The organism is Absiella sp. AM29-15, from assembly GCF_003434225.1.
Lineage (GTDB): Bacteria > Bacillota_I > Bacilli_A > Erysipelotrichales > Erysipelotrichaceae > Hoskinsella > Hoskinsella hominis.
Genome location: NZ_QVFL01000002.1, coordinates 1 through 22,865 on the forward strand (window position 1 = coordinate 1; position 22,865 = coordinate 22,865).

General features: G+C 36.0%; 23 protein-coding genes. 18 read left to right on the forward strand and 5 right to left on the reverse strand.

What is annotated here, in order from left to right; translation table 11 throughout:
• The first annotated feature begins 132 nt into the window (after positions 1–132).
• The 5 genes from yaaA (at position 133) to pta (ending at position 6,237) form a co-directional block, all read left to right on the forward strand.
• A complete protein-coding gene (gene yaaA, locus DW761_RS02080; protein ID WP_117455886.1) occupies positions 133–888 on the forward strand; it encodes a peroxide stress protein YaaA in 756 nt (251 codons plus the stop codon).
• Entirely contained in the window at positions 885–1,316 is a 432-nt protein-coding gene (locus DW761_RS02085; RefSeq protein WP_117455884.1) for a DUF523 domain-containing protein, read from the forward strand. Before yaaA ends, DW761_RS02085 begins: the two co-directional genes overlap by 4 nt.
• Before the next feature lie 133 nt (positions 1,317–1,449).
• Complete coding sequence (locus DW761_RS02090; protein ID WP_117455882.1) at positions 1,450–1,716, forward strand: phosphocarrier protein HPr; 267 nt, start codon at positions 1,450–1,452, stop codon at positions 1,714–1,716.
• Between the two features lie 225 nt (positions 1,717–1,941).
• Positions 1,942–5,082: a hypothetical protein gene (locus DW761_RS02095; RefSeq protein ID WP_117455880.1), complete on the forward strand. Its 3,141-nt coding sequence runs from the start codon at positions 1,942–1,944 to the stop codon at positions 5,080–5,082.
• A gap of 180 nt (positions 5,083–5,262) precedes the next feature.
• Positions 5,263–6,237 carry a phosphate acetyltransferase gene (gene pta, locus DW761_RS02100; RefSeq protein ID WP_117455878.1) on the forward strand — a complete coding sequence of 325 codons (975 nt, stop codon included), beginning with the start codon at positions 5,263–5,265 and terminating at the stop codon, positions 6,235–6,237.
• 43 nt (positions 6,238–6,280) lie between these two features.
• Here the strand turns inward: pta and DW761_RS02105 are convergent, their stop codons facing one another.
• Positions 6,281–6,508: a hypothetical protein gene (locus DW761_RS02105; RefSeq protein ID WP_117455876.1), complete on the reverse strand. Its 228-nt coding sequence runs from the start codon at positions 6,506–6,508 to the stop codon at positions 6,281–6,283.
• Positions 6,509–6,562: 54 nt separating this feature from the next.
• Positions 6,563–7,141: a LexA family protein gene (locus DW761_RS02110; protein ID WP_117516451.1), complete on the reverse strand. Its 579-nt coding sequence runs from the start codon at positions 7,139–7,141 to the stop codon at positions 6,563–6,565.
• A 151-nt stretch (positions 7,142–7,292) separates the two neighbouring features.
• Here DW761_RS02110 and DW761_RS02115 point away from each other — a divergent pair, with 151 nt between their 5' ends.
• Positions 7,293–8,534, forward strand: a complete 1,242-nt coding sequence (locus tag DW761_RS02115; RefSeq protein WP_117516305.1) for a DNA polymerase IV — start codon at positions 7,293–7,295, stop codon at positions 8,532–8,534.
• Positions 8,534–8,773 carry a hypothetical protein gene (locus DW761_RS02120; protein WP_117455873.1) on the forward strand — a complete coding sequence of 80 codons (240 nt, stop codon included), beginning with the start codon at positions 8,534–8,536 and terminating at the stop codon, positions 8,771–8,773. Before DW761_RS02115 ends, DW761_RS02120 begins: the two co-directional genes overlap by 1 nt.
• A 78-nt stretch (positions 8,774–8,851) precedes the next feature.
• On the opposite strand, the gene DW761_RS02125 is transcribed toward DW761_RS02120, so the two are convergent.
• Positions 8,852–9,202: an SHOCT domain-containing protein gene (locus DW761_RS02125; protein WP_117455871.1), complete on the reverse strand. Its 351-nt coding sequence runs from the start codon at positions 9,200–9,202 to the stop codon at positions 8,852–8,854.
• A gap of 64 nt (positions 9,203–9,266) precedes the next feature.
• Between DW761_RS02125 and DW761_RS02130 the strand changes: the two genes are divergently transcribed.
• The 10 genes from DW761_RS02130 (at position 9,267) to DW761_RS02175 (ending at position 20,012) form a co-directional block, all read left to right on the forward strand.
• Positions 9,267–11,267, forward strand: coding sequence for an AAA family ATPase (locus tag DW761_RS02130; protein ID WP_233513006.1), 2,001 nt, complete (start codon positions 9,267–9,269; stop codon positions 11,265–11,267).
• A 166-nt stretch (positions 11,268–11,433) separates the two neighbouring features.
• Positions 11,434–12,774: a magnesium transporter gene (gene mgtE, locus DW761_RS02135; RefSeq protein WP_117455869.1), complete on the forward strand. Its 1,341-nt coding sequence runs from the start codon at positions 11,434–11,436 to the stop codon at positions 12,772–12,774.
• A gap of 14 nt (positions 12,775–12,788) precedes the next feature.
• Entirely contained in the window at positions 12,789–13,049 is a 261-nt protein-coding gene (locus DW761_RS02140; protein WP_233513007.1) for a DUF1016 N-terminal domain-containing protein, read from the forward strand.
• Between the two features lie 150 nt (positions 13,050–13,199).
• Positions 13,200–13,973 (forward strand): SDR family NAD(P)-dependent oxidoreductase, encoded by a 774-nt coding sequence (locus DW761_RS02145; RefSeq protein ID WP_117516306.1) that lies wholly within the window; start codon positions 13,200–13,202, stop codon positions 13,971–13,973.
• Positions 13,963–14,694 carry a MurR/RpiR family transcriptional regulator gene (locus tag DW761_RS02150; protein WP_158553735.1) on the forward strand — a complete coding sequence of 244 codons (732 nt, stop codon included), beginning with the start codon at positions 13,963–13,965 and terminating at the stop codon, positions 14,692–14,694. Before DW761_RS02145 ends, DW761_RS02150 begins: the two co-directional genes overlap by 11 nt.
• Before the next feature lie 174 nt (positions 14,695–14,868).
• Positions 14,869–16,251: a PTS sugar transporter subunit IIC gene (locus tag DW761_RS02155; RefSeq protein ID WP_117516308.1), complete on the forward strand. Its 1,383-nt coding sequence runs from the start codon at positions 14,869–14,871 to the stop codon at positions 16,249–16,251.
• A 27-nt stretch (positions 16,252–16,278) separates the two neighbouring features.
• Positions 16,279–16,848, forward strand: a complete 570-nt coding sequence (locus DW761_RS02160) for an RDD family protein (protein WP_158553736.1) — start codon at positions 16,279–16,281, stop codon at positions 16,846–16,848.
• 15 nt (positions 16,849–16,863) lie between these two features.
• Positions 16,864–18,294, forward strand: a complete 1,431-nt coding sequence (locus DW761_RS02165; RefSeq protein WP_117516310.1) for a 6-phospho-beta-glucosidase — start codon at positions 16,864–16,866, stop codon at positions 18,292–18,294.
• On the forward strand, positions 18,291–19,184 hold the full coding sequence (locus DW761_RS02170) for an ROK family protein (RefSeq protein ID WP_117516311.1): 894 nt from the start codon (positions 18,291–18,293) through the stop codon (positions 19,182–19,184). The genes DW761_RS02165 and DW761_RS02170 overlap by 4 nt, the downstream gene beginning before the upstream one ends.
• A gap of 72 nt (positions 19,185–19,256) precedes the next feature.
• Complete coding sequence (locus DW761_RS02175; protein ID WP_117516312.1) at positions 19,257–20,012, forward strand: MurR/RpiR family transcriptional regulator; 756 nt, start codon at positions 19,257–19,259, stop codon at positions 20,010–20,012.
• Positions 20,013–20,179: 167 nt separating this feature from the next.
• On the opposite strand, the gene mscL is transcribed toward DW761_RS02175, so the two are convergent.
• The gene (mscL, locus tag DW761_RS02180; RefSeq protein WP_117516313.1) at positions 20,180–20,641 is read right to left on the reverse strand and encodes a large conductance mechanosensitive channel protein MscL; all 462 of its coding nucleotides are present in this window, start codon (positions 20,639–20,641) and stop codon (positions 20,180–20,182) included.
• A gap of 4 nt (positions 20,642–20,645) precedes the next feature.
• Positions 20,646–21,896 (reverse strand): aminopeptidase P family protein, encoded by a 1,251-nt coding sequence (locus tag DW761_RS02185; protein WP_117516314.1) that lies wholly within the window; start codon positions 21,894–21,896, stop codon positions 20,646–20,648.
• Between the two features lie 134 nt (positions 21,897–22,030).
• Between DW761_RS02185 and ispD the strand changes: the two genes are divergently transcribed.
• Positions 22,031–22,672, forward strand: coding sequence for a 2-C-methyl-D-erythritol 4-phosphate cytidylyltransferase (gene ispD, locus DW761_RS02190; protein WP_117516315.1), 642 nt, complete (start codon positions 22,031–22,033; stop codon positions 22,670–22,672).
• Positions 22,673–22,865: the final 193 nt, after the last annotated feature.

Consider the following 22,865-nt stretch of genomic DNA (forward strand, 5'->3'; position numbering starts at 1 on the left):
TTAAAGACAAAATCAATTTGGTTTCATTAAGACATTATCATATTCGAATCATACTTTTTAATACCATATAATGATAAGAATTGTAATTAATAAATATCTACATTATAATAGGGATTGTTAGGAGTGATTATTATGCTAATCATCGTATCACCTACGAAACAGATGAAGTGGTATAGAGAACGTTTACCACAGGATTTACCTATATTATCAAAAAACAGTCAGATGATTTTAGAAGAATTATGTAAGTTAAACAAAGATAAAATAATGACTTTAATGAAGGTAAATGAGAAAATTGCTTTAGAGAATTTAGAGCGTTATCGAAATATTCATTTTGATAAAAATGGAAGCTATGCATTATTCACCTATCAAGGATTACAGTTTCAACGTATGAACATACAAGATGAATCACAAATTGCTTATTTACAAGAGCATCTACGTATCTTATCAGGGCTATATGGAGTAATTAAACCATTAGACAGTATTTATCCATACCGTCTGGAAATGCAGGCTAAACTGCCTGTAAATGACAGTAAAGATATCTATGATTTTTGGAAGGATACCATCGCTAGCACTTTACAAAAAGAGCTTTCTAATCAAGAACTACCAATTATTTTGAATATGGCAAGTAAAGAGTATGAGAAAGCGGTGCTACCATATCTTCCTGATGATTCCTATATCACATTAACCTTCAAAATAAGAAAACAGGGAAAATTAAAAGTGGAATCTACACAAGCTAAAATGGCAAGAGGTGCGATGATTCATTATTTATCAACCAACCAGATTGAAGCGTTAGAAGGCGTAAAGGAATTTAATGAGGAAGGCTATCGGTTCATGAAAGAATTAAGTAATGAAAGAGAATTTGTGTTTGTGAAGGAGAATGAATTATGAAATATGCAATCAGTAGCTGCCTGATGGGAGTCAATTGTAAATATAGTGGTGGAAACAATGGAAATGAAAAGTTGATATCTTTTATGAAAGACAAAAACTATATTCTTGTTTGCCCTGAAGTACTAGGTGGTTTACCAACTCCAAGAGCTTGTAGTGAAATCGTGAATGATAAAGTTATAAACACGTTGCAGGAAGATGTTACTGCACAATTTGAGAAAGGTGCACAATTAGCACTTGATCAGATTTTAGAGAATCAAGTAGACTTAGTGATTACGCAATCACGTTCTCCAAGCTGTGGAAAAGGCATAGTTTATGATGGAACATTTTCAAAAAAACTTACAAAAGGAAATGGAAAATTCGTACAACTCTTGTTGCAACACAATATTCCAGTCATGGATATTGAAGAATTTTTAACAAAAATTTCTTAAAAGTCTGATGTAAGCGTTGATAAAGCAAAAAAATGAAGATTTTATTGAAAAAAAGCAATTTCGGCATTGTAAGTGGTATCAAAATGGTTTAAAATAGAGTATGTAAAAAAGTTGTTTATAGGAGGAATATAAAATGAAACAAATCACTGTATCAGTTATCGACCCAGTTGGATTACACGCACGTCCTGCTACTGTAGCTGTTAACGCTGCTAGCAAATTCAAATGCGAAGTTAACGTATCTTTCAAAGGACGCGAAGTAAACATGAAGTCAATCATGGGTGTTATGTCTTTGGGTATCCCTACTCAGTCAGAAATCACTATTTCTTGTAACGGGGATGACGAAGAAGCTGCTATCGCTGCTATCGAAGAAGTTTTACGCGCTCAGAAAATTATTGGGTAATTAAAAACGAAAGTTAAAAAGGTGGATGTAATGTCCATCTTTTTTCATGGCTTTTTTGATGATGAGAAAAATCATTTTTTTCATTGTGATGTATGCGTGATATTGCTTTTAATAAATAAAAGTGTATAATTAATTATGTAAGGAAAGTCCATTTATACACGTTTATGAGTACCTAAATTGGTATTTATAATATAGTTTTCTTAAAAAACAAGGGAGGAAAAGAGGATGAGAAAACAGATTCCGCTAATTAAAAAGGCGGGCGCTTTTGCATTGTCGCTGGGATTGATGTTTACATTAGTTTTGCCATATGCAATCTACGCAGAAGAAGAAGGGACAGTAACACCACAAACAGAAGAAACAAATACACAGGAACAAGTCAAAGAAAAAGAAAATAATGCTGAGCTGTCTAATATCAAAAGTATTGATGTCACAAAGCCAGTTATAGAAGACATTAATTTTGAAGCTGGGAAAACTTTTGAAGTTGGAGAAGAAGTACCTATCTCAATCAAAGCTTATGATGCAGAAAGCGGAATTGACTTTGTGAAAATTAATATTTATTATACTCAAAGTGATGATGATAATTATTATAATGGGAGTGAAATAACTTTAGTTTATAATGAAGTTACAAAGCTGTATGAAGGTAAAATTCCTGTGATTAATGGTGGCTATGACAAAGCTTTAATCAATAGGATTTACGCTGTCGATAAAAATCATAATTTAACTGAAATTTATGAGTCTGAGAAATATTATTTCTTAATTTCTGGTGGAGAAAACAATAATCTTAAACATAGTAAAGTCGAAAGCTTGGAATTTAAAGAAAATGGGCAAACTTTAACAGATAAAGATCAAGTCCATATTTCAATTACTGTACCAGAAGAAGACAGTAAATACTTCTCTTCAATTAATTTAGAGTTTTATAACAAAGAAAAAGAAAGATATAGTAGCCTTTCTTGTCATAAAGTAGGGGATTCCAATGTTTATGAATCATATGATTCCTTGCTGTATTTCTATGGAGGGCATTGGGTTCTAAATGAAATCTATGCGCATGATGAAGAAAGAATTGATATAAGTTATGATAAAATGGATACAATTTTCTTTGATTATAAAGGTGACAAAGATGAAGAAAATCCAAAGATTGAATCAATTGTCATGGATAAACAAGGCGAATTTGTAAAGCCTGGTGACGATATTCAAATACATATTAAAGTAAGCGATAATGTAGCTTTACGGACTCAAGAAGATACTTTTCTTTTATTTCAAGCTGAAGCAAGTATCTATCCATCTCAACATAGAGTAGATTTAAAATATGATGAAAACAAAGATGAATTTATTGGTCATTGGTTAATTGATTCCAAAACATATCCATGTGAATGGTATATAGATTATTTAGGTATTTGGGATACATCAGGCAATAGTGTTGCTTTATATGATTTTATCGGTGACTATAATCCTTACTATATTAAAGTAAACAATGACAACAATTATGTTACTCCAACGTATTCTTTAAATATTAGTTTCTATGCATTGGATGAGAATGGAGATTATTTTAGAGTTTCAAGACAGGAATTAAATGATATAGAGAGACATACAAAATTTAAAGATATGGATATAAAAATGCCTGATGGAAGTACATCTTTTGAAAATTTAAAATTTGTAAAATGGGTGGATGATGATAATAATCCTTATAATGGTGAAAAAGAGATGTTAGGAGATTTCTATATTAACTTCTTTGCAGTTTATGATAAGAATGTTATAAATTTTAGTACAACATATGTAAATAAAGATGAAGATATTTCATGGCAAAGTGAAACAATCACGGTACCTACTGATATGACATATCAAGAGCTTTTTGATAAGTATGAACCTAATGTTGATGACTTATATACAGGCAAACAATTTGATAAATGGGTATATTCTGGTTTTGACCCTAATATTGATTTGAATGAAGAAATACCATTTCAACCTTGGAACTATTCTATACAAGCTTATGCGAAATTTAAAGATTTGAATGTGATACAAGGTTCTTATACTTATATAAATGTAGATGGTGAAACAACATGGCAAACGAATACTGAATTTGTAAAAGAAACATTGCTTCGAAGTGAAGCGTTTGACTCTTTATCTAAGTATGAAGTGAATTCTTATGAAGGATTACGCTTTGCAAAATGGGTTCCAACAGGTGAAAGTGCTGATAATACAATGGATCGAGCAGTTTTTAATTACGAATCTTTTGAATATGACGCAGATTATGAAAATCATTTAGTTCGTTTTGTACTTTATGATAGAAATAAACCATATTCAAGTATAGGTCCTGGTGGAGGAACAACTGGTTTTGAAATTGGCGTAGATTATATTACTGTCGCGGATGATGGTGAAGAAATTAAGGTACCTGAATTTAATATGAAAGATATTGAATGGTATGAAGGTCCTGAAAGTGATGTGATTATGGTCACAAGTAATCTTTATTATTATGGAATAGGAACAGGTATCGAAGAAGAAACACCAGATGTTCCAGACGAACCAGACACCCCAGTTACTCCTGATCAGCCTGATGAACCTGATACTCCAGAAGAGCCAGAGAAGCCTGATACTCCAGATAAACCGGTAACACCAGTGGAACCTGAAAAACCAATCACGCCTGATAAACCATCAGAACCTGATAAAGAAATAACAGATACAGGAACTTCTGGATCAACAACGGATAAAGTAATTGTGTTACCAAAAGAAGAAACAAACAAAATCGTAGAAGAAATCGCAAAAGCCGATAAAGAAGAGAAAATTGAAGTATTCATGGGTAATGCGACAGTCGTACCTACAGAAGTACTAGAAGCCGCAAAAGGTAAAGATGTTGTTGTAGAATTGAATATGGGGGGCTACACTTGGGAAATCAACGGAAAGGATATCTTAGCAAGCAATCTTAAAGATATTAACCTAGAAGTCAAGATGGATAGTCATGCAGTGCCTAGCAATATCGTAAAAGAGCTGGCAGGAGATAATCCAGTCAAACAACTTTCCTTAACGCACAATGGTAATTTTGGATTTAAAGCAAATCTGAAAATTAACGTTGGTAACGAATATAAAGGAAAATATGGTAATCTATATTATTATGACAGTGATGGCAAGATGGTATATATGAATGCTGGAAAGATTGACGAAAACGGAAATGTAGTTGTTAGCTTCTCTCATGCATCTGATTATGTCATTGTTATCAATGATAAAAATATGGCACCTAGCACAAACAATAAAGATGTCATCAAGGATACTGCAAATCATGTAAATAACTTATATGGATTCGTTTCTATCATTTTATGTATCTCTGGTGCATTTATGTTATTGTACACAAACAAGAAAAAATCTGAAGAATAGCAGTTAAAAAATAACCCTGTTATGTAGATATAGCAGGGTTTTCTACGAAATTCTTTATATTTATACAGGAAAACGCTGGAAAAGATTGTGAAATTTTTCATTTGTGAAAAAATCCTTTTTTTAAGCTTATGATTGGTATATAATAAACTATGGTATTAGGAAAGTGAGGACATAAGTATTATGATTAACACACTGATTGAAAAAATTAAAGGCAAGGGAACAAGAATCGTTTTTACAGAAGGATCTGACCCACGTATCTTGGAAGCGGCTATCCGTTTACATAAAGAAGATATCCTGGTTCCTGTATTATTAGGAAACCGTGCAGAAATTATGGGGACTGCAAATGCACATGGATGGGATATTGAAGGTATTGAAACATTAGATCCAATTGAATATAAAAACATGGATATGATGGTAAGCAAAGCTATCGAACTTCGTAAAGGTAAGATGGATGAAGAACAGGCTCGTGCAGCATGTTTAAAAACTAACTTCTTTGGTACAATGTATGTAAAATTAGGTTGTGCAGATGGTCTGTTAGGAGGAGCTACATACTCAACTGCAGATACAGTACGTCCAGCATTACAGCTGATCAAAACAAAACCTGGTAACTCTATTGTATCCAGCTGCTTTATCTTAATGAAGGACAATGCAGAAACACTTGTTATGGGTGACTGCTCTATCAACATCGATCCAACTGCTGATGATTTGGTAGAAATCACATTACAAACAGCACACACAGTACGTCAGTTCGGTATTGAACCAAGAGTTGGTTTATTATCTTACTCTACATTAGGTTCAGCAAAAGGTACAAGCGTTGCAAAAGTAAACGAAGCTGCAACACGTTTAAAACGTATGCCTTTAGATTTCGGTGTAGAAGGGGAAATTCAGTTCGACTGTGCAGTCGCACCAGAAGTAGCAAAATTAAAAGCTCCAGATTCAAAAGTAGCTGGCAATATCAATACATTTATTTTCCCTAACATTGATTCAGGAAACATCGGTTATAAGATTGCGGCACGTTTAGGTCAGTATGAAGCAATTGGACCAATCCTGCAGGGATTAAATGCACCAATCAATGACTTGTCAAGAGGATGCAACGCTGAAGAAGTATTCAAAATGGCAATCGTGACTGCTGCTCAAAAATTCATGGATATCTAATCAAAAGAAACAAAAAGGTGCGTTTATACACGCATCTTTTCTTTTACCCTAAATAAGCAACATCTTCTTTTACCTGTAAATCAACCTCTACAATATCAAATGCATTTACATTCAAACAGTCACTTAATAATTCAATTCTGGCACTGTCCTTTGTTTTAAATAAAGCCGGGATTTCTTCATCTAGAATGATATGATGAGAACTGCAGCGTCCAACACTTGAATTTACTCCCTGAAACCATCGATTAGTTTTCTTACTTCTGATTGCGTACATAGCTCTCCTCCTCGTATGTTATCTAAAGGATGCGCTGTTTTTTGTTTTTCATACCTAGAAATACACTTTTACATGTAAGATCTTTCCCAGAATTGTTAATCGCCTGATTTCCTCTTTTATAAATATCCTTGGCTCATAGGCAGGATTGCTTGCCATCAAGATTACCGTATCCTTTTTCTTAATGACTTTTTTTATCGTGACCTCCTGACCATCAATCAACACCACAGCAAGATCGCCACTTTTAACATCTTGACAGCTTTTTACATATACCAGATCTCCATCATAAATTCTAGAGCCATTCATACTATCTCCTTGTACCTTTAAATAATAATCGCCAAGTTTTGCATCGCATTTACTGACTTCTTCATATCCCAATAGATTTTCTTCAGCATATAAATCATATCCAGCCTTTACATATCCTAAAATCGGCTTGATCGTACCATGAATACAGGCAGATACATTAATGCCAAAAAGTTCGGAGAGCTTTTCTAATTTTGCTTCCGGAATATGCTTGCTTTCTCCATCTTCCCAACGTTTGATGGTAGATTTCGATACACCAACATAATCACCAATTGTTTCCAGACTCCATCCATGTTTCTTACGATAATATTGTATAATTTCTTTTAATTCCATATCATCACCTGTTTTTAAGGATATCATACACATATTTCATATACAAGCATTGGAACAAATTACCTGTAAGACCTCTGGTAATTCCTGTAAACGTTCCAAAATCTATTGTATTCTGGAACAAATCCCTTATAATATCGCTGAGGTGATCGACATGGAACGTATCATACTGCATAGTGACATCAATCATTGTTATGCACAAATTGAAGAAATGAAAAATCCGCATTTACGCCATATTCCGATGGCTGTTGGTGGCTTTGAAGAAAAACGGCATGGCATTATCCTGGCAAAAAATGATCTGGCAAAAACATTTCATATAAAAACCGGGGAGTCACTGCGTGAAGCTTATGCCAAATGTCCACAACTTACCATCATTCATCCTCATTATGAAGAATATTTGTATTATACTGAACAAATTAAAGATGTCTATCGTCAGTTTAGCGATCGTGTAGAATCCTTTGGATTGGATGAGGCATGGGTGGATGTTAGTGAAAGTTCACGGTTATATGGTGATGGGGTAAGCATTGCCCGTATGATTCAGAAAAAGGTTCTTCAACAATTCGGTATTACCATATCGATTGGGGTAAGCTTTAATAAAATATTCGCAAAACTGGGCAGTGATATGGTAAAACATATGGGGCTTGTGGAGATCACAAAGGCTAATTATAAACAGATGGTATGGCCACTTCCAGTTTCTGAGCTGTTATATATTGGAAGAAGTACAGCTTCTAAATTAGAAGCATGTGGAATCTATACCATTGGGGAGCTTGCAAGTCTTCCAAGTGGATTTATGAGTGAGCATTTTGGCAAGGTGGGTGAGATCTTACATACGTTTGCGAATGGATGGGATGAAACTCCTGTCGCCAAAACCACAGAGCAGGCACCAATAAAATCAATTGGAAATGCTATAACAGCTGTGAAAGATATCGTCAGTTTTGAAGAGGCGAAATTAATATATTATGTATTGACAGAGTCCGTTGCATCCAGGCTTCGTGAATCGGGATTAAAAGGGAATGTCATTCATCTATCATTAAGAAATACGGATCTTATCAGCTTTACAAGGCAGAAAACAATTACCCAGCCAACCAATTTATGTGAGGAAATCATGCCGGTTGTATTAGATCTATTGAAAAAGCATTATGATTTTCAGATACCACTTCGAACAATTGGCGTATCGATTAGCGGACTTAGAAAAGATGATGGATATATTCAAATGAATCTGTTTACCAGTGAAAAACAAAGAGAAAAACAATTAGTGCTGGAGGAAACCATGGATGCGATAAGAAATAAATTTGGCTTTGAGAAAATACAGCGGTGCAGTATGAAACTTGATCAGAAATTAACTGACTTTGATCCTAAACACGACCATATTATTCACCCGGTATCCTTCTTCTGATGTTGTATAAACGTTACGTGGATATGCTTGTCCATATTGATCAGGAAGGGGTCATGATGCCAAAGGTATTGATATGGGAAAACAATGTGGAATATCCAATAGAGCGGATTTTGGAAATCCGAAAGGCTTCCAGTGTGGTGGGTGGATGTGGCATTTTGTATAAGTGCAGAATTCAAGGTCGTGTAAGAAACTTGTTTTATGAGAGAAATCGCTGGTTTATCGAAAGTACGAAAAAGTAAACATAGGCTATTTATCCTATATAAAAGGAAGTCCTTAAGATAGACTCCCTAAATATGGCAAGATATGCTTATGTTTTTTTATATATCATTTAAAATATCACTGCGTTTTTTCTCATATTCTTCTTTTGTGATATATCCTTTTTGATAAAGGTCCTCCACTTTCTTTAATCGATCTTCAATGGAATTTGATGATTTGTATTCCTCATGATCTTCTTGTATTTCAATATGAGAAGTCGCAATTCCTTTATCACTGAAGGCATTGATTCCATTGATTGCAGTGATGGCAATCGCAATACCAGTCCATAACAATCCAAACAAGCCAAATGTTGGCACAACGATAAATATGCCAATACATACAAAAATACATCCTACAACCAGCCCTAATATAGATTGTCCTTTTCCAGGGCGTACACGAATATCCTTTTTCACACTATCACCACTTTCTTATTTCATTTTACCATGGTTTTCACAAGAAATACAACAAGCATTGCATGTGAAAAAAGAAAATGGCAATACTAACAAAAGCGAAGTCGGGAAAGCATATGCTGTAAATGATGGGAGTGATTTTATGGATTATCGCCTGGATAAACAGGTTTCCAATATCATGAAGGATGCGCGAAAAGAAGCGAAGGATATGGGAAACAATTATATTGGCAGTGAACATGTACTGCTGGCAGTTTTAAAAGATACAAGTACCCCTCTTTCTAAGATATTATCTTCCAATGGGTTATTTTATTTTCAGTTAAAAGAAGATTTAATGGTATTATTTGGTCTAAAAGATCAGGAAGTAAGTGAGATTGCCATTACACAGGTAGTGGATGATATATTGGAACGTGCAAGAAGTCTTTCTGTCAAGCGTTCTATGCAATGTATTGATGTACGTGCATTAAGTGTTGCATTGCTACAGACATCTTCATGTGTCGCAATTGAGATATTGCATCGTTATGATTTAGAAGAAGAAAGTGTACTGCGGGAATTAGAGAATGGAGAGATCCATGAACTAGATAAGGTAGAAGAGCTAAGAAATTTAAATACCTGTGGCAATAATATGGATATCTGTGGCAGACAGGAGGAGCTTCAGTTTATGATTGATATTTTATCCCGTAAAGATAAAGCCAATCCTTTACTAATTGGAGAGCCTGGTGTGGGCAAGACCGCGATGGTGGAAAAACTGGCAGGGATGATCAAGCGCAAAATGGTGCCTGCATTACAGGATGCGGTTATTTATGAACTGCATTTAAATACTCTGGTAGCTGGTACGAAGTATCGTGGTGACTTTGAGGAAAAACTTCAAAATATTATCAAATTATTGAAGAAATATCCACATGTTATTTTATTTATCGATGAAATTCATCAGATGATCGGCGCTGGGAAAAGTGAAGGAAGTATTGATGTTTCCAGCGTATTGAAGCCATATCTAGCACGCGGAGAGATTCGCTGCATTGGCGCTACCACAATAGATGAATATGAGAAATATATAGAAAAAGATCGTGCATTGGAACGTCGTTTTCAGATTATTATGATTAAAGAACCTAAAAAAGAAGAAGCGTGTTTGATGTTAAAGGCAAAGCGCAAGGAATATGAAGATTATCATCATGTAAAGATTCCAGAAGAAATGCTGGAACGAATGGTAACGTATTGTGACTATTATATGCCCGCAAGAAAGTTTCCGGATAAAGCCATCGATGTTTTGGATCTGGCCTGTGTCATGGCAAAAACTAGTCAGACAAAGTGTGTAAAGGAACAGATGATCAAAGAGGTTGTGGAAAAGTTAACCAATATTCCACTTGCGTCTAAGAATCGTTTACAAGAAGTCCGTGTTCAATTAGATACAACACTGATAGGACAACAGGATGTAAAAAATAAACTGATGCATCAATTAGAATGGATTGAAGAGGGCGTACTTTCTTCAAGACCACTTGGTGTATGGTTGTTTGTGGGAAACAGCGGTGTGGGAAAACATACATTGATTAAAGAATTTAACCGGATATATTTCAATGATCAGGAAATTATAGAACTTGATATTGCAGCTTTGGATAGTGTCTTACCTAAAGTCATCGCAAAACTTAGAAGAAATCCTTATGGTATTTTACATGTGATTAACCTGCATATGGCAACAAATACAATCTTACAATATCTTGCGCAAAGCATAGAAAAAGGAGAACTGGAAGCACAGGGGGTAAAAGCTACTTTAGCCCATGCGATTATCATCATGACAGGTGCTTTTGTGCTGCAGGGAAATATTGGCTTTTCCAAAGATCAGACGAATACACAAGGATATGAAGCCATGTTGGGGAAGGAATTTTTATCTATGGTTGATGAGGTGTTTATGTTTGAAGATTTAAATAAAAAGGAACGTGTACAGGTAGTTAAAGAGCTGTTAAAGAAATGGAATAAATCTTTAGATGAACATGCAATCTTAGAGCTTGTGGAAAGTAATTGCTCCTTAAAAGAGGTAGGTAAGCATCTTCGTAAAAAAATCGTGAAAGCCTAGGAGAATTCCTGTATTTTCACGCATAAGTGTGGTACAATGAGCCTGGAAAGAGTGGTGGTAAAAATGAAACCTGAACCCAATTCGAAAACCTCAAAAGCATCATCCCAGGATCATTTGCCACCATCGCATATAATATGATCCTTTTTAAACGAAAAAGGAGAACAATATGAAAAGACAAATAACAAAAGATAATCTATTAGAGCTTTTATTGCATGGAACACCAAAGGATTTACAAGATACGATTGATACGATACATCCTGCGGACATCTTGGATTTAATTCACGAAGACCCAGAACATGCGAAAGCTGTTTTAAACAGACTTCCTGATGATATTTTAGCGGATATCGTTGAGGAAGAAGAAGATGAAGATAAATATGAAATCTTAAAACAATTTTCAGACAACCGCCAGCGTAATATTCTGGATGAAATGAGCAGTGATGAAATTACCGACTTAATTGGTGAGTTAGAGGAAGATGAAGCAGAAAACATTTTAAATAAGATGGATGTAGACGATCGTGATGATGTCAAGAAGCTGCTGGAATTTGAGCCAGACAGTGCTGGTGGTATCATGACGACAGAATATATCCGTATCTTTGCGAAAAATACCGTGAAAGATACTTTAGAATTTTTACAAAAAAACACAGATGAAGAAACAACTTATTATCTATACGTTGTGGATAAAAATGATGTATTGAAAGGTGTAGTTTCTTTGCGTGATATCGTCACAAGTCCTTTTGATACTCCCATGCTTTCTATTACCAATCCCAATGTTATCACCATACAATATGATGAAGATCAGGAACAGGTCGCACATAAGTTTGAAAAGTATGGCTTCATTTTAATGCCAGTTGTGGATGAAGAAAATCACATGCTGGGTGTTATTGAATTTGATGATATCATGGATGTCATTCAGGAAGAAAATACCGAAGATATCCACCATTTAGGTGGTGTCAATAAAGAAGAACGTGTGGATTCCACCTTAAAAGAATCTTTCCAGTCCAGAATTCCATGGCTGATTGTCAATCTGTTTACAGCAGTACTAGCAGCCGCAACCGTTTCCATGTTTGAAACAACGATATCTAAGGTTGTAGCACTTGCCACCGTGATGCCAATTGTGACAGGAATGGGTGGAAATGCTGGTACACAGTCATTGACCATTGTCGTACGTGGGTTATCTCTTGGTGAATTGACTAAAGAGAACGCCATGAAAATTCTTTTGAAAGAACTTGGTGTTGGTATCTTAAGTGGTATCGTGATCGGCAGTGTTGTGGCGCTTGGTGCGATGTGGATGGAGAGCAATCCAATCTTTGGCTTGGTCACAGGCATTGCGATGTTTTTAAATATGATTTTAGCGAACCTTGCGGGGTACTTTATTCCTGTTATCCTAGAGAAATGCCATGTAGATCCCGCGCTTGCAAGCGGTGTTTTTGTGACAACCGTTACCGATGTAATGGGGTTCTTCCTGTTTCTAGGATTAGCGACTATGGTGCTGCCTTTTATTATTTAATAAGGAAAATCAAAATGCAGAAAGGTATAAGCGATGAAATGCCTGATGGTGAGCGGTTTCAAAAGATTATGGATATCATTGAAACCGCAAAAGAACGCGCATATCATAAAGTAAATGAAGAATTAATCTTGATGTATCAAGATATTGGTAAATACATTAGTTTACAATGCGAAAATACCACATACGAAGATGCTTTTGTACAGAAATTAGCTGATTTTTTTACAAAAAGTATCCAGAATGAAAAGGATTCAATCGCCGTGGACTTTATAGAATGAAACAGTTTTATGAACTTTATAAGAATAATGAAAAAGTGGTGACAAAATGAGCTGGACCAACCATTTAAAGATAATGTCCGCATGTAAAACGAATATGTGTATCGGGCAGTAAAACAGATGAAGAATCAAATATTAAAGGAAGGTGAAAAAATGAAAGCATTAATCACAGGCGCAAGTAGTGGAATTGGTCGTGATATGGCAAGAGTACTTGCGAATATGGGTGTGGAATTGTATCTGGTCGCAAGACGAGCACAGCGATTAGAAGAATTAAAAGAGGAACTTGATGTTCCTGTACATACGATGGTATTGGATCTTTCTAAAAAACAAAACTGTATCTTGCTGTATGAACGATTAAAAAATGAACAAATTGATATATTGATCAATAATGCAGGACTAGGTGATTATGGTAACTTTGATGAAACAAAATTAAGTAAAGATATTACTATGATTGATACCAATATTACAGCTTTGCATATTCTGACAAAGCTTTTCTTAAAAGACTTTAAACAGCGTGATCATGGCTATATCTTAAATGTCGCAAGCTCTGCGGCCTTCTTGCCAGGTCCTTTAATGGCAACCTATTATGCCACAAAAAGTTATGTTTTACGTTTAAGCATGGCCATACATAAAGAACTACGCAAGGCAGGCAGTCATGTATCTATTTCTGTATTATGCCCAGGACCTGTAAAAACCGAATTTGATCAGGTAGCCAATGTGGCATTCCTGATGGAGGGAACTTCCAGTGAAAAAGTGGCCGCAACTGCGATTTGGGGAATGTTTTGCCATCATCTTTTGATAGTGCCAGGCATCTTGATGAAAGTAAGTCGTATTGCCTGTCGCTTACTACCAGATACGGTATTAATGGAATGCAGCTATCATATCCAGCACCATAAAAATCATGGAGAACATATACATGGTAAGTAAAGAAATTATCAATAGCTTTAATGAAAAAGAACTGCAGGTATATCAATATGTAGAGGCTAACAAAGAAAAAGCAGGCTATATGCGTATTCGTGAGCTTGCTCAGGCTTGTGATGTTTCCACAGCAACCGTATTACGTTTTGTGAAAAAGATTGGTTTAGAGAACTATAATGCCTTTAAATACTGGTGTCATCAACAAGAGCATACAGCCACTACAATGTATCATACCAAAGAGATATTAGAGTGTGTGGAAAAATTAGATACTCCATATTATAAAGAGCTGATTGAAGAAGCTGCGGATATCATTGAAGCAAGTGACTTTGTGATCTTTGTGGGGATTGGTAATTCTGGTGGTATTGCACATTATGGTGCACGCTGTTTTTCAAACGCCGGTACCTATGCATTATGTCAGGATGATCCATTCTACAACACCAAATGTATCAAAGGCAATCCCGTGATTATTATATTAAGTGTATCAGGAGAAACCAAAGAAATGATTCAACAGGTATCAGGATACCATAGTAAAGGATGTACCATGATAACAATATCTACAACCTCCTCAGGGACTTTATGTAAACTGGCGGATTTAACAATTGCCTATCATATAAAATATCGTGCTACACAGCCTCAAACAGACTTCTCATCACAGATTCCAGCAGTCTATCTGATAGAGATGATGGCACACGAGCTGTTACAAAGAAATCGCGATACAGAAGTTATGTAACACTGTGTTACATCATTGTAACAAATAACAGGGAAATTTGCCCTGTTTTTTTACGCTTGGAAACCCTTTCAAAACAAAAGGGACTCCGTTATAATATGCGTGTCAAGGAAATATGTACCACATACTCTTTGAAGTTTGGGCCAAACAAATAACAAAAATGAGGAGGAACAATTTATGAGTGTAATGGAAACCATGCAGTCAAAAATGGAAGCAACCTTAGTTCCATTTGCCGCAAAACTTAACGCACAACGCCATGTCGCAGCTGTACGTGATGCCTTCACACTGGCATTCCCGCTGACACTGGCTGGATCAATTATCACATTAATCAATTATGCAATACTTTCACCAGATGGCTTTATCGCTAAAATCTTACATCTGGGAGATCTGATACCTAACTTAGCTGATTTTCAGGCAATCTTATCACCAGTACTAAACGGTACTGCCAACATTATGTCTATCCTGATCGTATTCTTAACAGCATATAAGCTGGCAGGGGAAAAGAAAGGAGATCAGGTATTATCCGGAGTTACTGCCATAGGTACGTACTTCATCATCTATCCAAACTATGTCAATGTGGAAAACGTGGGTAATGCATTACCAATGAACTTCATGGGGGCACAGGGATTGTTTGTCGCATTGCTTGTGGGTCTGCTTGTAGGAGAATTTCTAACAACTTTACAGAAAAACAAACGCTTGGCAATTAAAATGCCAGAGGCTGTACCACCAGCAGTTGCACAGTCTTTCAACTTATTGATTCCTATCATTATTATCCTGATGGGATCATCTTTCCTAAACTATCTATTCTCATTCTTAGCGGATGGTGGAATCCAATATGTCATCTATAACGCAATTCAGGCACCGTTCGCATCTTTAGGTGGAAATATCTTCACAATCCTGATCTTTGCCGTTGTACAGCAGTTCTTATGGGTACTGGGAATCCATGGACCAAATACATTAAGTGCTCTTCGTACTGTAATGTTTGCTCAGCAGGGTATTGATAACTTAGCTTACTATGGCGCAAATGGGACTACTATTGGTACACCATTCCCAATCACATGGACTGGTATCAACGATGCATTCGGTAATACCGGTGGATCTGGTGCTACTTTGGGTATGATCATCGCTATTTACTTAGTTGCACGTAAAGATAAACAACAATTCCAAATCGCAAAACTTGCGACTGCACCAGGCTTATTCAATATCAATGAACCATTAATTTTCGGTTTACCAATCGTTATGAATCCAATCTATGTCATTCCATTTATCTTAGCACCAGTGATTTGTAATATCTTTGGTTACCTATGCGTATCTGTCTTTGAAATTATTCCACCAGTGGCAGTGGATGTAGGATGGACAACACCAGGCTTCTTGATTCCGTTCTTAGGATCAGGTGGTACAAACTATTTATCTTTGGTTGTTGGTATCTTATGTGTTGGTATTTCTACATTAATTTATCTTCCATTCGTGAAAGCCGCAGCTGTTGCGAATTTAAAAGCCGCTGCACAATTAGAAGCACAGGAAGATGATGACGACGCATTCGATATGAGCGGTCTATAACATAAAATATGAGAAAGGATGAGGTATATGAATACAATCTCTTTGCGCCAAAAGGCAGGCAGTATCACTGCACATTCACCATCACACATCAGACGTTTTGTGGCATTTGCCATTGACTGGTACTTAGGAAGTATTCTTGTATCTCTTCCTGTTTCTATCGCATATTATCAATACTTTCCTCAACAATCCACGATACTGGATATCCGTGTACTACCCTTTACAAGTGCATGTATCACACTTTTCGCATCCCTCATCATCGCATGCTTATATTATGTGGTACTTCCTTATCGTATGAATGGGCAAACACTTGGAAAGAAATTGATGAAACTAAGAATTACAGAAAAAGGAAAACAACAGATTTCATGGCGGGCGTTATGTATACGTCAAATCATTGGCATTATTGTGATCGAAGGCAGTGTGTATACCATTTCTCCACTCTTCTTTCAGCTGGTATGTTTTGCAAGTGGTCAAATGCTATCTACCATTACTTATATACATTATGCATTAACGATTGCCAGTATCGCATGTCTACTGTTTACAAAAAACAGATGTGCCATCCATGATTATCTAGCGCATACACAAGTAGAAGCCATTTAGAAATGAGGTGTAAATATGAGCTTAAAGAAAGACTTTTTATGGGGAGGTGCTGTGGCAGCACATCAATTGGAAGGTGCTTACAACGTTGCTGGTAAAGGTGTAAGTATTATGGATGTGTCCACAGGCGGCACGAAGGATACCCCAAGAAGAATTACCAATGGTATTGTAGAAGGTGAATATTATCCAAATCATGAAGCTATTGATTTTTATCACCACTATAAAGAAGATATCGCAATGTTTGCGGAAATGGGTTTTAAATGTTTTCGTACATCTATCGCATGGACAAGAATTTATCCAACCGGTTTAGAAGAAGAACCAAATGAAGAAGGTTTAAAGTTTTATGATGATATGTTTGATGAATGCTTAAAAAACGGCATTAAGCCAGTCATTACCTTAAGCCACTTTGAGATGCCATATCATTTGGTAGAAGTGTATGGTGGATGGCGTGATCGTAAATTGATTGATTTATTTGTGAAATTTGCGAAAACATGTTTTGAGCGCTATAAAGATAAAGTAGAATACTGGATGACATTTAATGAAATCAACAACCAGGCAAACTATAATAGTGAAGGCAGTATCTATGGAGATTCTGGCATTATCTATACACCAGAGGATCATCGTGAACAGGTAATGTATCAGGCATCTCATTATGAGCTTGTCGCAAGTGCCAAAGCAATCGAAATCGGACATCAGATCAATCCAAACTTTAAAATCGGATGTATGATTGCTATGTGTCCTATCTATCCATATTCTTGTGCACCAGAAGATATCTTAATGGCACATAAAGCCATGGAAAAACGTTATTATTACACAGATGTACATGTGTTTGGCGCATATCCACCAAATATCACAAAGCTGTGGGAACGTAAAGGCTTTGATATGGATGTCACAAAAGAAGATTTAGAAGTCTTGAAAAAAGGCTGTGTGGATTATATCGGATTCTCTTATTATATGTCCTTTGCGATTAAACAAAAGGCAGAAAATATTTACTATGATTATGATGAATCACATGATTTAGTAAGAAATCCACATGTAGAAGCAAGTGACTGGGGATGGCAGGTAGATCCTGTCGGCTTACGTTATGCTTTGAATTGGTTTACGGATCATTATCATAAACCATTGTTCATTGTGGAAAATGGCTTAGGTGCATATGATAAAGTAGAAGAAAATGGTGAAATCCATGATCATTATCGTATTGACTACTTACGTAAACATATTGAACAGATGAAGAAAGCAGTCGATGAAGATGGTGTAGATTTAATGGGTTATACCCCATGGGGATGCATTGATCTTGTGGCCGCAAGCACGGGACAGATGAGTAAACGTTATGGTTTCATCTATGTGGATAAACAGGATGATGGCACAGGAAGCTTTGATCGTTCTCGAAAAGATTCTTTCTACTGGTATCAAAAAGTAATCAAAACAAATGGAGAAGATCTATCATGAATCTTTTAGTACTGGATATAGGGGGAAGCAGTATCAAAATCGCGGTAATGGATGAAAAACATACGATTATTACCCGTGATAAAGTGAAAACACCAATGGATGGAATGGATGCATTATTCACATGTTTAGATGATATCTGGAAGCGTTATGGAAGCCAAGTGGAAGGACTTGCGATATCTATGCCAGGAGTTATTGACAGTGCGCATGGCTTTGCCTATACTGGGGGAGCACTACGTTATTTAGAAAACCGCCCGTTTGCGAAAGAGTTAAGCGAGCGATATCATATACCTGTATGGATTGGCAATGATGCCAAATGTGCTGCTATCGCAGAGGTTGGCTATGGTGCTTTACAGGGTGTTGAGGATGCTATTGTGATTATTCTTGGCACTGGAATTGGTGGTTGTTTGATTAAAGATGGCAAAGTACATAACGGAAAACATTTCAGTTCCGGAGAAGTTTCTTCTTTACATATGAACGTACATCATCCGATTGGAGAAACCTATAACTGGTGGCGAATAAGCGGTATCTTAGGATTACGTGAAATCGCACAGCGCTATCTTGAAACAGATGAAGAGCTAAGTGGGGAAGCATTCTTCCAGTTGGTGAATGAAGAAAATGAAAAAGCAATCGTCGCATTAAAAGAATATGCGACATCATTAGCCGTTGCCTTGTTTAATATACAGGCAATTTATGATGGGGAAGTCATTGCCATTGGCGGTGGGATCTCTGCCCAGCCAAAACTTATTGAAGAAGTAAAAGCAGCATTTACACAGATTGCGAAAAATGAGCCAGTATATGTACCAGAAATCGTACCATGTGCATTCCGTAATGATGCTAATTTAATTGGTGCTTATTATCAATATCAGAATATGAAACTGTCAGATGAATGATCCTGGCAGTTTTCTTTTTCTATAATTTACAAAAAGACTTTCCCTTATCTTTTATATATCGTAAAATAGAGGATGGAAGTGAGTGATGAAGCAATGTTGACGATTGAACAGTTAAAAAATATGAATGAATTAGAAATGGAAATCTATGAATATATCATGCATCATAAGGAACAGGTACTGCATATGAAAATCCGTGAGCTGGCAGATGAGGTACATGTATCTACCACCACGATTTTACGTTTTTGTAAGAAGGCAGGATGTAATGGATTTGCGGAATTTAAAATCAAGTTTCAACTATATCTTCAAAAAAATGAAACATTGCGCAGTGATCACGATATCTCTTTGATGCTGGATTTCTTTCATAAAATCAATCAGCCATCCTTCTATGAAAAGATTGAAGAAGTAGCGCAGAAAATTGTCACATGCGATAAAATTATCTTTATTGGCATTGGTACTAGCGGATTATTAGGACAGTATGGGGCACGCATATTTAATAATTATGGTAAGTTTTCTTTTTGTATCGAAGATCCTTTTACGCCAATAGCGAATGGCAGTTGTGAACATTCCTGTATCATTGCATTGTCAGTGAGTGGAGAAACAATAGAGCCAATTCGCATGATGAATGTTTTTCTTAGAGAAAACTGTATGAGTGTGGCAATCACCAATCAGGAAGATTGTACCCTGGCAAGAATGTGTGATTATACATTTAATTATTATATGCCAGAGTTTCGTATGGAAGAAACCTTCAATGTGACAACTCAGGTACCAGTGGTTTTCATCATTGAAACATTAGCGAAACGTGTAAGAGAATTGATAGAGATGATATAATACAGCATCTTGTTTTATAAGGGAAATAAGCGTTAACTTTATATATCTATGGAAAATGTATAAGATTACCACATTTTTCATATGAATAATGTGTAAAGCTTACACATTTTGTACACTTAAGACAATTTATAAAAAACACACGGTCATATTTTCCGTGTGTTTTATGATTAAGATTCACTTAGCTTCGATGTACAATGAGGACATCTGGTCGCATGAATATCAATTTCACTCATACAATAAGGACAAACTTTGGTTTCTGGTTCCACGACTTCTTCTACAGGCTTCTTCACTTTATTCGCAAGGGTATTCATAATCTTTACCATCATGAAGATGACAAATGCCATAATCAGGAAATTAATGACCTGTGTAATGAAAGTACCATAATTTAGTGTCGCAGCTTTTGCGGTCTGTGCCTCAGCTAGAGAAGCGTAGTGATGACCATCTAACGCAATAAACCAATTAGAGAAATCCACACCACCTGTCACAAGGGAAATCACAGGCATAATCACATCATTTACCAAAGAACCGATAATTTTCTGGAAGGCACCACCAATAATGACACCGACTGCCATATCCAGCACATTACCACGCATAATAAATTCTTTAAATTCGTTTATAATGTTTTTCATAAGCCTACTCCTGTTTTACACTTTGCATAAACTTTTCAATATCATCTGCTTCTTTTATAATGTCTTTTGATAGATTGATACATCCATCTTCTGTGACTAACACATTATCTTCAATACGAACACCAATACCTTCTTCTTCCAGATATAATCCGGGTTCAATTGTAAAGACATTGCCTGGTTCTAATAGATAATTGGATAAAGTTACATCATGTGTTTCTAAGCCAAGCATGTGGGATACCCCATGCCAGTAGTAATCCTGAACACTGTGTTCCTCATCTAATAAACCAATCTTTCCAAGTTCTTGTTCATAGAAACGAATCAGTTCATTATTTAATCCACGAAGGGTTAAGCCTGGTTTTACAAGACTCATAATATACTTGTTGCCAGCTAATACGATATCATAAATCTGACGCTGACGTTTTGTGAATTTACCATTTACAGGGAACGTTCTTGTGATATCTGCGCACATATATTCATAAGATGCACCTAAATCACACAGCACCATTTCATTGTCATCCACATATTGATTATTATCACTATAATGTAAGACAGTTGCATTTGCACCACCTGCCACAATAGAAGGAAAACTGTGATCACAATCATTTGATTTCAACACAAAATCAAAATAAGCTTCTATCTGGTGTTCTCCCATTTCTGGTTCTGCATATTTCATCATCTGCAGGATGCCTTCATTTGTGACACGAATTGCTTCTCTTAATTGTTCAATTTCAATATCATCTTTGATCAGACGTAAACGTGTGATTTTTTCTGCGACATTGCGTAATTCTATATAAGGATATAGTTTCAACAATTCACGACAGAAGGTAAAGGATGCACGATCCTCCTGATATGGTTCTTGTTTTGTGAAGTCTGCGAATACCAGGACACGTTCTTCATGGTCATATAAACGTGAAATTCTTGAACCAAGTATTTCCATAATTTCCTCTACCCAATAGATTTCTTCGATATCACTGATTTCTGATGCTTCATCGGGGAACATTTTTCCACCAACCCATTTTGCCTGGGCTTCATCATATTGTTCAATAAACAATAATTCTTCTGTTAAATCTTCGCCTTTAAATAGCGCAAGTACCATATTCTCACGATCTAATCCGGTTAAATAGTAAAAGTTGCGGTCTACTGAAAATTCATATTTCTCATCGCCTATTTTATAAGGCGCTTTCCCTGAGAAAAACAGGGTTATGGAATGTGATGGTAATGATTCCAATAATTTTTTTCTTCTTGTATCAAACATGTTTATCCACCTTTCTCTACGCCTTATTTTATCACATTATAAGTGAAGTTTTTTTATGAGTTTTATGTTTTTCATATATTTTATGTTTGAATGATTATTTTATGATAAAATGTTACTTAAGGAGTGGATATGTAATGAAATATACAGCGTTAATTGTGGCAGCAGGAAGTGGTTCCCGTATGGGACTTGGATATAATAAAATGTTATACCAATTTGATAATGGAAAAACGATTTTGGAAACTACAGCTGATATTTTCTTGAATGATCAGCGATGTGCTCAGATTGTGGTTGTAGGAAGTGAACAGGATACTGAACAGTATCAAGAGCTGTTAAGCGATGATAGGATTACTTTTACCATCGGGGGAAAAACACGACAGGAGTCTGTATATCATGGATTATTAAAAACAACAATGCCATATGTTTTGATACATGATGGCGCAAGACCATGGTTAAGCATGGATTGTATTGATCGTTTATTGGAATGCTTGAAAGAACATGAAGCCTGTTTATTAATGGTACCGGCAAAAGATACGATTAAGCAGGTGGAAAATGGCAAGGTTGTGAAAACATTGCAGAGAAGTTTATTATGGCAGGCGCAGACTCCACAGGCTTTTTCTACTGAACTTATTCTAAAATGTCATGAATTGGCAATCGAAAAACAATTTGGAGCAACTGATGATGCACAGCTTGTGGAAGTTTGTAGTGATGTAGATGTTCATGTGGTGGAAGGTAGCTATGATAATTTAAAGGTTACCACCATTGAGGATATACGCTAGAATTAGATCATTAACATAGGGTGCTGTTAAGTAAGTAGCACTATCCGTTAAGTAGCTATGAAAAGGTGTTAAGTAGATGCTGAAAATGCAGTAAATAACAGGTAAATTAAGAATTAAGTCCTGAAATATCGCCGTTAAGTAGGTTCAAAGGTCCGTTAAGTAGCTATAAAAAGGTGTCAAGTAGATGTTGAAA